Raw genomic sequence first — 15,839 nt, forward strand, 5'->3', positions numbered from 1 at the left:
GATACAAACAAAAAAGTGTTCTAGATACACAAGGTGGCCGAGCATGCGCCGTACCCGCTACAAAACCATCGTCGATCACTTCGCCCAGCGCATCCGCGCCGGCCAGCTGTGCCCAGGCACCCAGCTACCGACGGTTCGGGCGCTGATGGCCAGCGAGCAGGTGGCACTGGCCACGGCGCTGCGGGTCTACCACGAGCTGGAAGCCATCGGCCTGGTGGTGGGCGAGCCCGGGCGCGGCACCTTTGTCCGCGACACCAGCCTGCCCCGGGGCATGGGCCTGGAACAGCACCCCGCCGGCGCCGCCTCGGTGGACTTGTCGTTCAACTACCCGTCCCTGCCCGGCCAGGCGGAAAGCCTGCGCGAGGGCCTGCGGGCGATTGCCGCCTCCGGCGACCTGGATGCCCTGCTGCATTCCGCGCCCCAGGGTGGGCGCCCCCATGAGCGCCAGACCGCAGCGCGGCACCTGCGCAACCGCGAGATCCGCGTCGCCGCCGAGCAGGTACTGATCGTCAACGGCGCCCAGCAGGGGCTGGCGGTGAGCCTGCTGGCGCTGCTCCAGCCCGGGGATATCCTGGCGGTGGACGCCCTGACCTACCCGGGCCTCAAGACCCTGGCCCAGGTCCAGCGCCTGGACCTGGAACCACTGCCGCAACACAACGGCCAGATGGACCTCGACGCCCTGCAGGCCCTGTGCCGCCGGCGCCCGGTGCGGGCGCTGTACTGCATGCCGACCCTGCACAACCCGCTGGGCACAGTGATGCCCCTGGCCGAACGTCGACGCCTGGCGCAACTGGCCCGCGAGCATGACCTGCTGCTGATCGAGGACGGCGCCTACGCTTTCCTCGCCGAACCGGCACCGCCGCCGCTGCAGACCCTGGCCCCGGAGCGCACGCTGTACATTTCCGGGCTGTCGAAAAGTGTCGCTTCGGGATTGCGCCTGGGGTTTATCGTCGCGCCGCCGGAGATGATCCCGGCCCTGGAGCGGGCTATCCGCGTGTCTACCTGGAGCACCCCGTCGCTGACCGTGACCCTGGGCTGTCGCTGGATCGAGTCGGGGCTGGTGGACAGCCTGGAAGAGCAGAAGCGCAACGATGCCCGCAGCCGCCAGCAGCTGGCCAGGCGGGTACTCAAGGACTGCGATGTTCAGGCCTGGCCATCGTCGTATTTTCTCTGGCTGACATTGCCTGAAGGCTTGCGAGCCGAGGCCGTGGTGTCGGCCCTGGAGCATCAGGGGGTGACGGTGACTTCGGCAGAACCCTTCGCCACCACCGCTCACGTGCCCCAGGCTTTGCGGGTAGCCCTGGGCTCCATTGGCCTGCCGCTGCTGGAACAGGCCCTGGTAAAAGTCCGCAACGAAGTCACCCGCTGAGCGTGAGCACTCCGGGTTGCGGCCAGCACATCACCCGCCGAACTCAACCACTATTCGTAGGAGCCGGCTTGCCGGCGAAAGCGACCTGAACAGCCCCTTCGCCGGCAAGCCGGCTGCAGGGTTTATCGAGGACTGCGGTACTGGAAAATGCAGACGAAAAAAAACCCGCCGAAGCGGGTTTTTTCCAAGACCATCATGACTTCCTGTCTGCAGCATCCGTGCTAATGGTCGATCTTCCTTGATCCTGAGCGCTTCCTGCGCTGCAGTTGTGGGAAAGAAGATTAAACACAAAGCCCGGTGCGCAGAAGGCGCATTGAATTACAGCGCGTGTAGGAAATTCGCTATAGCTCACTTACGCAAACCCCTAGCTCAACACGCCAGTGCCTGAATGGCCAAAGCCGCGACTTTGAGCTGGTGGCGGGCTCCGGCCTGGTGGTCATCCTGGAGGAACCAGGCGGCGGACAGGCCACTGAACGCCAGCACCCATTGCACCAGGCGTCGAGGGTCGAGCTGCGCCGCCGCGGCGATCACCTGCACCTGCCGGGCAAAGCGCAGTGGATCGGTGGCGCTGGGCAAATCCGGATTGCAGATCAGGTTGGCAAAGTCGAAGGTGCGCTCGCCGTACACGCGTTTTGGGTCAATCACCCGCCAGCCGCGCTCGCCGAAGTCCAGCACATTGTCGTGGTGCACATCGCCGTGCAGTACCACGAGGTCCCGAGGCGCGGCCAACAGTTGCTCGGCCATGGCCAGGCTATTGAGCAACAAGCCACCCTGCTGTTGCGCTGCCTCGCGCAGATCCTTGAACCAATGATCCAGGGGCAGCAACGCCGGCCAGGGTTGCGCACGTGGCGCATGCAGGCGCGCCAGCGTGGCGCAGACAATGTGGCTGACGGCGTCGTGCTCGCCCGCCAGGGCCATGCGCATCAATGAACGCGAGCCCAGCGCGCGTTCCATCAACAGCGCCTCATCCTCCTGGGCATAAACCTGCGCCGCGCCCTCCCCGGCCCACCAGGCCATCAGGCGGTTACCGCCCTGCTCGTCCTCATCCAGGGCGAGTTTCAGCATCGCTGGCGCGCCGTCTTCCAGGCGTACGGGCAGCAAACGGCTGCCCGGGGTGACGATGGCCTCGCCATCGGGCAGCAGACGCCAACGTTCGAGATAGGTTGCGAACAAAAGAACAGCTCCAAGCGGTAAGCGGCAAGTTTCAAACACCACGACTCGATCCGCAACGTGCCGCTTGCCGCAAACGACTTCAGCGCAGCTGCAAGTGATTTTCTATGTTGCTCATCTGCTCGTCCCAACCACGGCTGTTCATGCGAAAGGCCTTGAGCCGACGCTCGCTGGGAATGCCGTCGAAGCCCGATTCGACCACCCGCAGCAAGGTGCCGCCGCCATGGGGTTCCAGTTCGAACTGCACCAGGGTGGTGGGCTCCGCCGAGTAGTCATGGGCCGGGTCAACGGGGTAGGGATGCCAGCGAAAGGAAAACAGCTCTTCGGGCAGCATCTGCTCCACCTGCACATCCCAGGTCAGGTGTTCATAACCTGGGTAAGTGACCGCCCCCCGGGTGCGTTGGCCGGGAGCGAAATGCTGGCCCTGCAGGGCCACGCCGAACCAGCGACCGAAGGTCTCGGCTTCACTCAGTGCCGCCCATACCTGCGCCGGGCTGGCATGCAGCAGGATCTTGCGTTCGATGCGATCTGAAGAGTTCATGGATCACCTCCAGTGATGAGCACTAGCTCTGTACGGAAACTACCTGATCTTCGTTCGGCGGGTTTTCGTACAGACCTTAGACCTCTGTGAGTCCAGCGCAACCTTTATCTGGCCGAAGGCGCGACTGATCGTCCCCAACGAAAAATGCTACTGTCGCCGGCGCCACTGCACCTCTACTTTGCAAAGGATCTGCCATGCCCCTCTCCCTGATCGACCGCTACCGTGGCAGCCTGCTGGGCCTGGCCTGTGGCGATGCCGTCGGCACCAGCGTCGAATTCAAGCCCCGTGGCAGCTTCACGCCAGTCACCGATCTGCTGGGCGGCGGCCCCTTCAACCTCAAGGCCGGGCAGTGGACCGACGACACCTCCATGGCCCTGTGCCTGGGGGAAAGCCTGTTGCGCAAGGACGGCTTCGACCCGGCCGACCAGATGGGCCGCTACCTCAATTGGTGGCAATGGGGCTATTTGAGCGCCACCGGCGAGTGCTTCGATATCGGCATGACCGTGCGCCAGGCCCTGAGCGACTTCCAGGAACACGGCCAGCCCTTCGCCGGCGCAACCGACCCGCAAACCGCCGGCAATGGTTCGTTGATGCGCCTGGCGCCCGTGGTGCTGTTTCACTACCCCGACCTGGCCCGGGTCCGTGAATTTGCCGGCGCCAGTTCCCGCACCACCCACGGCGCCGCCGAAGCCGTCGAATGCTGCCAGTTGTTCGCCGGGCTGATCGCCAAGGCCCTGGGTGGCGCCAGCAGGGTGGAACTGCAACAGCTCGATGATCAGGCGTTCAGCCAGCCCAAGGTCGCGGCATTGGCTCAGGGCGGCTACCGGGAGAAAAGCCGCGAGCAGATTCGCGGCAGCGGCTACTGCGTCGACTCCCTGGAGGCCGCGCTGTGGTGCTTCCAGCACACGGACAGCTACGCCGAAGCGGTGCTCGCCGCCACTAACCTGGGGGATGACGCCGACACCACTGCCGCCATCGTCGGTCAGCTGGCCGGAGCCTTTTATGGGGTCCAGGGGATACCGCCGCACTGGCTGGCCCAACTGCACATGGGCGATGAGATCCAGGCCATGGCCGACGACCTGCTACAAGCCTCGCAACGCCACGCCTCTGCCCGACCACTCAACGGCAGTTGCCTGTGCCAGGGCGTGCAATATCAAGTGCAACGCCTGGACATGCCCATCGGTCACTGCCATTGCCGGACCTGCCGCAAGGCCCATGCCGCGGCCTTTGCCTCAACCGCCGGAGTCATGCGCGAACACTTTCGCTGGACCCGGGGCCAGGAGCTGCTGAGGGCGTTCGAGTCCTCGCCGGGCAAGCTGCGGCACTTCTGCTCGGTCTGCGGCTCTCACTTGCTGGCGGAGCGGCCGGGCCAGCCCCACGTGATCCTGCGGGTGGCGACCCTGGACGATGATCCGGGGCAGACGCCACAGGTGCATATCTGGACCTCCCACGATGTGCCCTGGCTGGCCGACGAAGCGCTGGAGCGCTGGCCCGAGTGGCAACCCAGCCGCGGCTAGACTGTTTTTTCTCATTGACCGATTGCGAGACTTTCCATGCGTCCGATCCTGCTTCTGGCCCTTGCGCCGCTGCTGCTGGCTCCATTGGCCCAGGCCTACGACTGCAACAGCAGCACCCAGACCGATATGAACCTGTGCGCCAACGTCCAGCACAAGGCCGCGGACAAGGAGCTGAATACCCTTTACCAACAGATCAACCAGCGCCTGAAAGACCAGCCACACAGCAAAAAACTGCTGGTCAGCGCCCAACGCGCCTGGCTGGCGTTCCGCGATGCCGAGTGCGGTTTTTCCACCTCGGGGGTGGAAGGTGGCAGCCTGTATCCGGTGGCCTACAGCAACTGCATCACGGCCTTGACCAAGACTCGGGTGGAAAGCTTCAAGCAATACCTGAAGTGCGAGGAAGGGGATTTGAGCTGCCCGGTACCCAGGCAATAGGAGCGGGCTTGCCCGCAAAGCATCGGTAAGGACGCCCCACAGCGTGCGGGCCTGTTCGCCGGCCCGCCGGCTCCTACCACAGGAGCCGGCGGCGGGAGACGCAGTCAGCGGATGAAGATCTGCGCGGTGGTGATGGCCATGTCGCCCCCGGGCAAGGTGATCTTGCCGATCTGCTGCATGCTCTGCACATCGAAGATCGCTACGTCGTTGAAGGTCCCCGACAGGTAGATCTTGGTCCCCGCCCGGTTGAACGAGATGCAGTAGTAGGAGTGTTCCAGGGTTGCAGCCTGGAGCAGCTTCTTCTGCTTGATGTCGTACTTGGCCAGGCGGTTGAGCACGCCGAACATCAGGTTCGGGTCCTTGGGCGAACGCATGCCGCTGAAGTAGATTTCGGTCAGGGGGCCGAAGTCGGTGGTCTCGGTCTTGCCGGTCGCAAGGTCGACGCTGAACAGTCCGTACAGCGGCTCGGCGGTGGCCGGGTCCTGCTGCTTGTCCTTGAACTTCGCGGCGGTGTAGAGCAGCGAGAAGTCATGCCGGTAGGTTTGCTGGTTCCACACGTAGAGCACGTCCGGAGCGCTGTAGTTGGGACGTTGCCAATGGCGGCTGGGGATCAGCACCTCGAACTTGCCGGTCTTGACGTCAACCTTGTACAGGTCCGGCCCGGCCACATACAGAGTACCGTCATCGCCGCTCTGCATGATGGTCAGCTGGCGCGGCGCGGGGAAGCTGCGCACCGGCTTGGCATTGAGCCCGGCGTCGGTGGCGTAGACATCCAGCCGCGGCTCCTTGACCTCGTAGCGATCATTGAGCAGCAAGGTCGGGTTGGCCACGGTGTACAGCTCCTTGCCGTCGTGGCTGACGGTGAAGGCGAACATCGAGCGCGCCTTCTCCCCCGGGTGCTGGGTGATGCTGGCGTGGAACACCTGCTTGCAGCTGTCGAGCTCGACGCCGTAGACATCCGCGTAGTGGTTGTTCAACACGTAGGCGATCTTGCGGTCCGGCGACAGTTGCACGGTGCCGGGGCCGAAGGCGTCGGGCATCTTGCAGGTCTTGTACAGGCTGTCGCTGGCCAGATCGATGACGTGCAGGTTGTTCGGGTAATTGGTGGTCACCATGTATTCGTGGCCACTGTTGAGGGCCAGGCCTTCATCGGCCAGAACGCTGAACGAGCAGGCGCCGAGAACCGCGAGTGCGACCAGGCCGCAGGCTTTGATGCTGTGCATGCTGGAATCCTTCTTCTTGTTCATCACTTGTCTTTCGGGAAGACAGTGCCGAGGTTGCGCCAGTTGTCGTTGGAGGCCTGGGCGTCCTTGTTCCAGTCGGGGTAGGTGCTCATCATGTCCGGCACCTGGGCCGGCCACCAGCACGGGTCGGAGCAGCCATAGAGGTCGGCCTCCATGGGCTGGCACAGGGACGAGACCCCGCCAAAGGCGTCGATTTCCCAGCCCGGGTCGGTGGTGGAAGCGCAACCGGCCACGGAGTTCATCGCCAGCACGTCTTCGATCCGGTCCTGGGCCGCAGCCTCGGTCAGTTTCTGAGCTTTGTTATTGATCGGCTTGAGATGTTTCATGTCAGTGGGCCTTGCGCGGAGTGATGTAACTGCTGATGAACGCAGGGTTGTGCGCCATGATCCGGCTGTAGACTTCGATGCCGAAATCCACCCAGTCACGCATCAGTTCGCAATAGTGATAGGTCGGGTGCGCCGGGTCGCCGTAGCGGGCGTAGCTCTCGTGGTAGCAGCCACCGGAACACAGGTTGCGGATGCGGCAGCTGTCGCAACCGGTGTGGGTCCGGTCCAGGCGCTGGGACAGAAAGTCGTTGAGTTGCACCTGCTTGACCCCGCCGTCATGCACGTTGCCGAAGGTCGGCAAGGATGAGCCGGTGAAGCGGTGGCACAGGTTCAGTTCGCCCTTGTGGTCCACCGCCAGCATCTTCAGCCCGGCGCCGCAGGGCAGCGCCTTCTTGTGACCTTCGTGGATGTCGGTGATCAACTGGTGCAGGTTGGAGAAACCGATATTGCGGTGCTCCAGCGCCGCCTCCAGATAACGCCGCCCCAGGCGCTTCATGCTGGCGAAGACCTCGATCAACTCCTCGCTGCTGAGGTTGAAGCTGCTGATGTCGCCCGAGGTCACCGGGGCGAATCCCACCTCGGCAAACCCCAGCTCGTTGAACAGGTGGTCCCAGATGGTCTCAAGGTCGGTGACCCCGGTGGTCAGGGTCACCCGCGCCCCCACCGGGCGGCTGTTGTAACGCGCCAGGAGCATCTGCGCCTTGCGCCGCACCACGTCATAGGTGCCCTGCCCGCCCACGGTGATGCGGTTGCGATCGTGCACGGTCTTGGGCCCGTCGATGCTCACCGACAGCCCGAAACGATGAGCGTTGAGGTAATCCACTACCTCCTCGGTCAGCAGGGTGGCGTTGGTGGTCATGACGAACTCGACGAACTTGCCGGCCGCGCTAAAACGCTGTTCGCAGTAGTCCACCATGGCCTCGATCAGCGGCCGGTTGCTCAGGGGCTCGCCGCCGAAGAACACCACGGTGTAGCGCTCTTCGTCCGGGGATTCCTGGAGCAGCATCTCCACCGAGGCGATGGCCGTGTCCAGGCCCATCTTCTTGCCTGCCGAGGGCTTGTCCAAGTCTTCCTTGTAGCAGTAGGTGCAGCTCAGGTTGCAGCCAGTGTTGACGTTGAGCACCACGGTATTGATTGCCGTGCGCTCGACCCGCTTGACGCCGATTTCCGGGGTCAGGGGCGAGCCGTCGCTGACCAGCTCCAGGGCGATCAGCTCGCGCAGGGTGTCGCTGACATCCAAGCCGTCGTAAGCGCCAGCCAGCTGTTGGATCAAGTCTTCCGGGGTACAGCCGGGCCCGCGCAGGGCATCGATGATGCTGCAGGTCAAGGCATCGCTGGCGAACAGCGAACTGCTGGGGATATGGAACAGCATGCGGTCGGCGTCCACCTGCACTTCATGCAGGTTGCGCTCCACCAGATTCAGAATTGCGCCCATTACAACCTCCTGTGCAAGCCCCGCTTTCGGGGCCTGCGGTCATTGCCTGAAAGTGTCTGTCGGTAGCGTTCGACGGCCTTCAGGGAATGGGTGGATTGTTCCAGCGTTGCACGGTGACGATCAGTTGGCCCTCGCCGGTCAGGGCCTTGCCGGCGTCATCCACGGCGGCGATCACCTTGAGGTTGCCGGCGTTGTTGGTGGACATCTTGCGCTGCGGGTTGGGCCCCGCATCGCCGGGGGTGAACACCCCGCTGTCGGCCTGCATGCTGCCGGCGTACTTGACGTCTTCGTCCTTGGCCGCCTGCTCGTCGAAGGCCTCGACCTTCCATTGCGCCGGCATCACGCCGATGCGATAGGCCTTGCCGTCGGCGCCCTGGCCCCAGGCCTCGGCATCGAAACGCCCCTGGACCTTGGGCGTCGAACCGCCGCCGTCACCCACTCGCGCCACGGCGAACGCCGGCACCACCTTGACCTCGGCGATGCGCTGGTACACCGCCAGCGTGGCGCCCTTGAGGCTGCCGACACTGACTTCGCGCAGCCCTGGCTGGGCGCTGGCCGCGGCCTTGAGCCTGAGGCGGATGCGCTCCGGGCTCTGCTCCAGCACCTGCAGCACCTCGACGCCCTTGCCGAAACTCGGGGTGCCGGAGAGGCCCGCGCCCACCAGGGTCACTTCAGCCTCTGCGCCGGCCTTCAGGTAACCCGGCTGCACCGCCAGCAGCCGGCTGCTGCCCTGCCTGGCGGCAATGAAGTCCAGGCCGCGCTCGTCGTGCTCGGCCTCGAACATCCGCCCTTGCAGGGCATTGCCCTGGGCCGCCAGCACCTGGCGCATGACCACGCCGTCGACCGTGACGTTGCCGCGCCATTCATAACCGCTGTAGAGGATCGCGCTGCCCTGGCCATTGAACGGGCTGCCATCGGCGTACTGACCCTTGACGCTGACCTTGAACTGATCGCCTGCCTCGGCGCTGACGCTCATCACCCCGGCCAGTGCGCCCTTGCCCGGTAGATGGCCACTGAAGCTCCAGTCGCCGGCCAGTGCCGCCGCTTGCGGGCGGGCCTGTTGCCAGGCCTTCCAGGCCGGGTTGTCGAGGGGGTAACGCTGGGCCAGCAAGGGCACCATGTCCTTGAGGGCGGTGGGCAACCACTCGCGGTCCCGGGACAGGGCCTGGTACTCCAGGGACGGCCACTGGCCGAGGTGGAAGTTCACCAGGCGCTCCCATTCCTGGGCCGGACGCCGTTGCAGGGCAATGCGCGCGCCAGAGTGACAACGGGCGCACATCTGGGTGGTCTGCTCGTCGAAGTGCTCGACGGTGTTCAGGCGCCGCTCCAGGGCGTAGCGCACGCCGTCGGTCTCGCTGGGGGCCAGGCCCTGGGTATCAGCGAGGTACTTGACCAGGGTACGGCGCTCGTCATCGCTGATTTGCAGCCCGTGCATGACCTGCATGCGGGCAATGCTCATCAGCCAGCCTTCCGGGGTCTTGCGCTGATGGCTGATGCGGCTCAGGGCGCCCCCGGCCTCGGGGGTGTGGCAGCCCTGGCAGGTTTCCTTGAGGATGCTCTGCGCATCCCGGGCGGCGAAACTCGAAGGGGCATGCAAGGCGCTACAGGTGGCAATGGCCAGCAGGCTGGCGCTCAGCCTAAGGCGGAGTTTTCTCTTCATCAGGGTCGAACCTCCCACGGTGCTTTCTTATTTTTAGCGAGTCGTTTTTTTGGTTTCTGCCATGTCCGGCGATACCGGCCATGGAGGCAAGAGAAACGTCTGAAGCTATGCAATACACGGAGCGTGCCAGCTTACAAACCAGCGCCCGATCAATGACTTAGACAGATGCCCGGGGCGCCATCAGGCTGATGGGTGTTACTCGACGTACAATTTCGCGACAAACGTCTCAGTCTGAGACAGGGTTTAGCGCTGTACCTGTGGTTTTCTTTGCAATTGGATCTTGCATTTATCCGGCGCCACCGCAGAATCTCCCGCGCTTTGCCCGCCCCGTGTTTCGGGGCGCTCTGCACTACCCCTCATTTACAAGGAACCTGAAGTTCATGGATAGAAGCGCCTGTGCCCGTCTCGGCTCGCTGATCCTCTCGTTGTCTGCTCTGACCCTGGTTGGATGCAAGGAAGACTCCAGTCCCAAAACCACCACCCTCGCGCCGGCCCCGGCTCCGGCGGCCATGGTCATGCCGATCTGCGCCAATGGCGAATGCGCCGTACTGGACCAGAACGGTGCGGTACTGGTCAGCGCCGACAATGACTACGACGCCGTGGTCGCCATGCCCCTGGAAAAGAGCTTCCTGTTCGCCAAGGACGGCACCTGGAACCTGGCCAGCGCCGATGGCAAGCAAATCATCAAGGCCGACTTTACCGATGACCTGCGTCTGCTGACCCCCGGCCTCTTCGGCTTCGGCCAGGACGGCAAGCTGGGGATCATCGACCAGGCCGGCCAGCAGATTCAGCCACCGCGCTTCGACGATCTGTACGTGGGCGGCAACGACGATTTCATCGTCTACGAGATCGGTGGCAAGCGCGGCATTCTCAGCGCCACCGGGCAGGTGCTCACCGAAGCGGTGTTCGACAGCAGCATGGTCCGCGACGATTTCGCCAAGCGCGGCTGGTGGATGATCGCCGAGCGTGGCAGTGACAAGTGGGCGCTGAACCTCAAGACCGGCGAGCAGAAAAAGATCGACTTCGACAGCATCGACGACTTTGCCAACCAGCATCTGGTGGTCAGCACCGAACAGGGCAAAGCCCTGGCCGATGCCAAGGCCCAATTGATCAGCGCTGCCACCTACAACTGGATGGGCGAGCCGGGAGACGGCCTGGTGGCCTTCCGCGAACAATACGACAGCCCCTGCGGCTACATGGACTTCCAGGGCAAGACCGTGATCCAGGCCCAGTTCGGCACCTGCCAGGTGTTCGGTAAGCAGGGCGCGCTGGTCACCGCCAAGAATGCCGACGGCAGCTCCGGCAAGGCCGGGTTCATTGACCGTCAGGGCCAGTGGAAGGTGCAGCCGGTCTATGACTCGGCAGACCCGGCCGGCTTCAGCCCCCTGGGGATGTTCAAGCAGGTATCGGGGCTGAACCAGGTCGCGGTGCTGCAGAACGTGTTCAGCGCCACCTTCGGCATCTTCGATGTGGACAAGGGCGTCGAGCTGTTCAAGCCCACCTACGCCCAGATCGGTGCGATCAACGCCGACCTGTTCGTCTTCAGCACCGCCAACAGCCCGACCAAGCAGGCCACCCTGTTCGGCCAGGCCACCCAAGTGCGCACCGTGGGCCTGATGGACGCCAGCGGCAAGGTGCTGGTGGAGCCGGGCCAGTACGTCGATATCCATCTGGATGCCAGCGGCCACTACCTGCTGGCCACCGACGACACCTCGCCCCTGGCCACCTCGGCCCTGTATGACCTCAAAGGCAAGCGCCTGATCGCCAGCAAGTGGCAGGAGCTGGTGGTGGACCAAGCCCGCGGCGCAATCTTCGGCTATGCCGTGGAAGGCCTGGGCGACGACCAGACCCGCAGCCTCAAGGCCCTGTATCGCCTGGACGGCACCCCGAGCTTCCAGGTCAGCCAGGTGGAATGCGGCGCCGAGCAGGTGCGTGACGGCCAGGACAAGGTGCTGTGGCCGGTCAACCCGCAGGAGCACTGCCCACAACCGGACGAAGAAGAAGACCAGGGCGAAGGCGACAACGCTCAGGGCTGAGGCCCTGGGCGAGCTGGTCACGGTGGCAATCAAGCCTGCTAGGATGCGGGCTTGATCGATTCAGCCAACCGGCCCGGATGGGGCCCGACAGGAACTGTCCCATGCTCAACGCTCTGCTTTTCGACCTCGATGGCACCCTGACCGACACCGACGCCCTGCACCTGCTGGCCCTGCAACAGTTGTTGCAGGAGGAGGACGGCCGGGTGTTCACCGAGCAAGAGTTCGCCGCCCACGTCAGTGGCCAGGCCAACGCCAACATGTGCCGCTACCTGTTCCCCGAGCGCAGCGTGGCGGAACATGAAGCCTTCGCCGAACGCAAGGAAGTGCGTTTTCGTCAATTGTCCCCCCAACTCAAGCCCATGCCCGGCCTGCTGCGCCTGCTGGACTTTGCCGCCGAGCACGGCATTGGCGTGTGTGTGGTGACCAACGCCCCGCGGGCCAACGCCGAGCACATGCTCAAGGTGCTGGGCCTTGAGGAGCGTTTCCAGACGGTCCTGGTGGCCGAGGAACTGCCCCGGGCCAAGCCCGATCCCCTGCCCTACCTCAGCGGCCTGGAATGCCTGCAAGCCAGGGCCGAGCATTCCCTGGCCTTCGAGGACTCGGTCCCCGGGCTGACCGCCGCGGTCAAGGCCGGCATCTGCACCTTCGGCCTAGCCACCAGCCAGCAACCACAGACCCTGCTGAATGCCGGCGCCCATCGGGTGATCCAGGACTTCGACGACCCGCAACTGTGGGCCGAGATTCATCGCCGCCTCAACCTGGCCTGAAGGACGGGCCGCCACCAAGCCGGGCCCCCATAAAGGCACGAGCATGGATCAGGTCTTGAAAGGAATGTCGCTGGAGCGTGCAGCGGGACGGTTGGCGCAGGCCAATCAGAGCGGAAACAACAGGTGAGGAGCGATAGCTGGGAAGCAAACAGGTGGGAAACAACAGGTGGGAAACGAGAAGCAGGAAAAGGCAGGAAGGAAAAAGTGCTCGCCCATCACTTCGGCAGTGGCACCTAAGCCGAAGTACCCCCTTTGGCTGGGCGAGCAGGGAGGAATATACGCAGGTGCTGGGGACGGTCCTATCGGACAGATCCTAAAACGCCGTGCGATCTGGACAAATGACTTTAGGCTTTTTCCTCAGCACGACCTTTTTTTCACAGGACTTTCACCTCGCCTCCCTTAGATTGATTGCCATTCCTGAACGAATCCCATTTGGCCCGCCTATAGCGGGCTTTTTTTTGTCCGGGCATCCGGCGGCCGGCACAACAAAGGGCCGGCCACGGACCTGAGTCGCTCAGCGAGTCGCGGGCTCCAGGACGGATTTCGAGGCTGGGGTGAACCTCAGCACTGGTTCCGGATAAAACCGCGCCGCGGCATTGATCACCGCCTGCACCGAAGCGGTGACGGTATTGGCATGGCACCCGGCGCCAAAGCGGGAACCGGCAACCCCTGGCCACGCCGCTTCAACAATGGCCAGCGCCTGTGCATCGGCCCCTGCTCCCAGGTTGCGCTCTTCAAAACTGTCGATGCGCAGGGGCAAGCCCAGGGCGGCCGAGGTCGCGGCGACAGGTCCGTTGCCCACTCCACGCAAGCACAGCGCCGGGTTCCCGGGGGTGGCGATCCGCAACTCGATGCCCTGCCCCTCGGGGGCATCGAACAATCGGTGACCGAGATACTGCAGGCCGGCCGTTGCCTGCGTGCAAGCCAGATAGGTGCGCTGGAACACCTCCCATAAAGCGTCACTGCTCAATTCGGCATCACTGGCATCGGCCAGCTTCTGCACGATGGCGCTGAATTCGATCTGCATGCGCCGAGGCATGACGATGCCGTGGTCGCGCTGCAGCAGGAAGGCGATTCCACCTTTGCCGGACTGGCTGTTGACGCGCACGATGCTGTCGTAGGTCCGCCCCAGATCCTGCGGATCGATGGGCAGATAGGGCACCTCCCAGAAACCGTCGGCCGCCTGGGCGGCAAAGCCCTTGGCGATGGCGTCCTGGTGCGAGCCGGAAAAGGCGGTGAACACCAGATCGCCGACATAGGGATGGCGCGGGTGGATCGGCAGCGCCGTGCACGCCTCGGCGACCCGGGCCACCGCAGCGATATCGGAAAAATCCAGCCCGGGGCTGATGCCCTGGGTATAGAGATTCAGGGCCAGGGTCACCAGATCCAGGTTGCCACTGCGCTCGCCATTGCCGAACAGGCAACCCTCGACCCGCTGGGCCCCGGCCAGCAACGCCTGCTCGGCACAGGCCACGCCGGTGCCCCGATCGTTGTGCGGGTGCACCGACAACGTCACCTGATCACGGCGCTCCAGGCGCTTGTGCATCCATTCGATCTGGTCGGCAAAGACATTGGCGGTGGCCACCTCGACGGTGGTCGGCAGGTTGATGATGATCGGGCGCCCGGGGCCGGCGTCCCAGGTGCGGATCGCGGTGTTGCACATGCGCAGCGACACCTCAAGCTCCGCCATGCAGAAGGTTTCGGGGGAGTACTGCAACACCCATTGGGTTTCCGGGTGCTGGTCGGTCAAGTCGCGCAACAGCCTTACATGGCGCTCCACCAGGGCCTCGACCTCGTCCACCGAAAGCCCGAACACCACGCGCCGCCAGACCGGGGCGATGGCGTTGTACAGGTGGACGATGACCCGGCGCTGCGCCCTGCACACTGCGTACGGTTTCGCGGATCAGGTCCTCGCGCAGTTGGGTCATCACCATGGGCGTGACGTCGGCGGGAATCCGTTGCTGTTCCACAAGCTCACGAACCACCTCGAAATCGGTACGCGAAGCGGCGGGGAATCCCACTTCGATTTCCTTGAAGCCCAGGCGCACCAGCTCCTCGAACAGGCGCAGCTTGCGCTCGCGGTTCATCGGCTCGAACAGCGCCTGGTTGCCATCGCGCAGGTCGGTGGAGAGCCAGATCGGCGCCTGGGTGATGGTACGTGACGGCCACTGGCGTGAGTCCAGGTCCACGGGGGCAAAGGCACGATATTTGGTATGGGGATGGGCGAGCATACTGACCTCGAAAGCACAATGGAGAACGCGATGGATCTCCCCCGCTTTCAGCATGGAAAGCGCTTCGAGGCCGGAGTCTGGGGGAGATCAGCCTGGGTGCCAGCTTCCTGGCAGCACCGGCAGACCCCGGCCGTAAGGCAGGGGTAGGGCTAGTAGCAGGGTCAGGAACCGGGGATTCATGGGCGGTGGCAACCGTCTGGACGAAAGGAATGACTGGCAGTCTAGGGGGCTGCCATCTGAATGTACTGCGCTAAACAGCCTTTTATTATCGCGAAATGGACATTTGAATTTATGATGGTCGCCCCATGATCCCTTCCGCTCCGGAGGCGCTGCGCTGCATGTCCGATCTGCTGGTTGTCTCGTCCATCGATAGCCTGGCGCTGCCGGTCACCAGCATCGCCGTGGATTACCCCAACGGCCATGCAATACCGGCCCACAGTCACCCTCGCTCACAACTGGCCTATGCCATCGAAGGCGTGCTGGTGATCGACACCGAATCCGGACGCTGGGTGGTACCGCCCAGTCGCGGGGTGTGGCTGCAGGCAGGCGTCGAACACCGGGTGCGGATGCGCGGCGCAGTGCGCATGCGCAGCCTGTTCATCAACGCTGATGCCATAGACGGCCTGCCCGAGCATGACTGCGTGATCGAGGTCTCGCCTTTGTTGCGCGAGCTGATCCTGGCCGCCGCCCAGGTCGGCACCCAGTATGCGCCGGACAGCCGCGACGGCCGCCTGATGCGCCTGATCCTCGATGAGATGCGCTCGCTGCCGGTGCTGCCGTTCAGCCTGCCCTGGCCCCATGAGCCGCGCATGCTGCGGGTGTGCCAGGCGCTGGCGGACGACCCGGCGGACAATCGCACCGCCGAGCAATGGAGCGACTGCCTGGCCATGAGCGCCAAGACCTTCCATCGCCAGTTCCAGCGCCACACCGGCATCACCTTTGGCCGCTGGCGCCAGCAGGCGCGCCTGCTGATGTCCCTGGAATGCCTGGCCGAGGGCATGCCGGTGGTGCAAGTGGCGCTGCAACACGGCTACGACAGCCAGAGCGCCTTCGCTGCCGCCTTCAAGCGCCAGTTCGGCACACCACCGTCGGAGTTCTACCGCTGAGG

General features: G+C 64.2%; 12 protein-coding genes and 2 pseudogenes. 7 read left to right on the forward strand and 7 right to left on the reverse strand.

Annotation, left to right across the window (positions count from 1 at the left end):
• Nucleotides 1–43 precede the first annotated feature (43 nt).
• Nucleotides 44–1,369, forward strand: coding sequence for a PLP-dependent aminotransferase family protein (locus tag ACMGF8_RS25985; RefSeq protein WP_115580573.1), 1,326 nt, complete (start codon nt 44–46; stop codon nt 1,367–1,369).
• 369 nt (nt 1,370–1,738) lie between these two features.
• Here the strand turns inward: ACMGF8_RS25985 and ACMGF8_RS25990 are convergent, their stop codons facing one another.
• Nucleotides 1,739–2,542, reverse strand: a complete 804-nt coding sequence (locus ACMGF8_RS25990; RefSeq protein WP_305950026.1) for an aminoglycoside phosphotransferase family protein — start codon at nt 2,540–2,542, stop codon at nt 1,739–1,741.
• A gap of 79 nt (nt 2,543–2,621) precedes the next feature.
• Nucleotides 2,622–3,080, reverse strand: coding sequence for an SRPBCC family protein (locus ACMGF8_RS25995; RefSeq protein WP_115580575.1), 459 nt, complete (start codon nt 3,078–3,080; stop codon nt 2,622–2,624).
• A gap of 194 nt (nt 3,081–3,274) precedes the next feature.
• On the opposite strand from ACMGF8_RS25995, the pseudogene ACMGF8_RS26000 reads away from it, so the two are divergent.
• The 3 genes and pseudogenes from ACMGF8_RS26000 to ACMGF8_RS26010 all read left to right on the forward strand — a co-directional run.
• Nucleotides 3,275–4,096: pseudogene (locus tag ACMGF8_RS26000) on the forward strand (ADP-ribosylglycohydrolase family protein); the annotation flags it as partial.
• A 51-nt stretch (nt 4,097–4,147) separates the two neighbouring features.
• On the forward strand, nt 4,148–4,597 hold the full coding sequence (locus tag ACMGF8_RS26005) for a GFA family protein (protein ID WP_308412655.1): 450 nt from the start codon (nt 4,148–4,150) through the stop codon (nt 4,595–4,597).
• Nucleotides 4,598–4,633: 36 nt separating this feature from the next.
• On the forward strand, nt 4,634–5,032 hold the full coding sequence (locus tag ACMGF8_RS26010) for a lysozyme inhibitor LprI family protein (protein WP_250329990.1): 399 nt from the start codon (nt 4,634–4,636) through the stop codon (nt 5,030–5,032).
• Nucleotides 5,033–5,136: 104 nt separating this feature from the next.
• On the opposite strand, the gene peaD is transcribed toward ACMGF8_RS26010, so the two are convergent.
• The 4 genes from peaD to peaA form a co-directional block, all read right to left on the reverse strand.
• Entirely contained in the window at nt 5,137–6,255 is a 1,119-nt protein-coding gene (gene peaD, locus ACMGF8_RS26015) for a quinohemoprotein amine dehydrogenase subunit beta (protein WP_102861804.1), read from the reverse strand.
• 23 nt (nt 6,256–6,278) lie between these two features.
• Nucleotides 6,279–6,602 carry a quinohemoprotein amine dehydrogenase subunit gamma gene (gene qhpC / locus ACMGF8_RS26020; RefSeq protein WP_102861784.1) on the reverse strand — a complete coding sequence of 108 codons (324 nt, stop codon included), beginning with the start codon at nt 6,600–6,602 and terminating at the stop codon, nt 6,279–6,281.
• A 1-nt stretch (nt 6,603) separates the two neighbouring features.
• Nucleotides 6,604–8,037 (reverse strand): quinohemoprotein amine dehydrogenase maturation protein, encoded by a 1,434-nt coding sequence (peaB, locus tag ACMGF8_RS26025; RefSeq protein WP_207166302.1) that lies wholly within the window; start codon nt 8,035–8,037, stop codon nt 6,604–6,606.
• 79 nt (nt 8,038–8,116) lie between these two features.
• Complete coding sequence (gene peaA / locus ACMGF8_RS26030; protein ID WP_416757727.1) at nt 8,117–9,697, reverse strand: quinohemoprotein amine dehydrogenase subunit alpha; 1,581 nt, start codon at nt 9,695–9,697, stop codon at nt 8,117–8,119.
• Between the two features lie 380 nt (nt 9,698–10,077).
• On the opposite strand from peaA, the gene ACMGF8_RS26035 reads away from it, so the two are divergent.
• Nucleotides 10,078–11,733: a WG repeat-containing protein gene (locus tag ACMGF8_RS26035; RefSeq protein WP_115580579.1), complete on the forward strand. Its 1,656-nt coding sequence runs from the start codon at nt 10,078–10,080 to the stop codon at nt 11,731–11,733.
• A gap of 101 nt (nt 11,734–11,834) precedes the next feature.
• Nucleotides 11,835–12,500 carry an HAD family hydrolase gene (locus tag ACMGF8_RS26040; RefSeq protein ID WP_102861788.1) on the forward strand — a complete coding sequence of 222 codons (666 nt, stop codon included), beginning with the start codon at nt 11,835–11,837 and terminating at the stop codon, nt 12,498–12,500.
• Between the two features lie 514 nt (nt 12,501–13,014).
• On the opposite strand, the pseudogene ACMGF8_RS26045 reads toward ACMGF8_RS26040, so the two are convergent.
• A pseudogene (locus ACMGF8_RS26045) lies at nt 13,015–14,731 on the reverse strand (2-isopropylmalate synthase).
• A gap of 338 nt (nt 14,732–15,069) precedes the next feature.
• Between ACMGF8_RS26045 and ACMGF8_RS26050 the strand changes: the two are divergent.
• The gene (locus ACMGF8_RS26050) at nt 15,070–15,837 is read left to right on the forward strand and encodes an AraC family transcriptional regulator (RefSeq protein ID WP_102861806.1); all 768 of its coding nucleotides are present in this window, start codon (nt 15,070–15,072) and stop codon (nt 15,835–15,837) included.
• The last annotated feature ends 2 nt before the right edge of the window (nt 15,838–15,839 follow it).

This window comes from Pseudomonas sp. BNK-7, assembly GCF_048072025.1.
GTDB lineage: Bacteria > Pseudomonadota > Gammaproteobacteria > Pseudomonadales > Pseudomonadaceae > Aquipseudomonas > Aquipseudomonas danubii.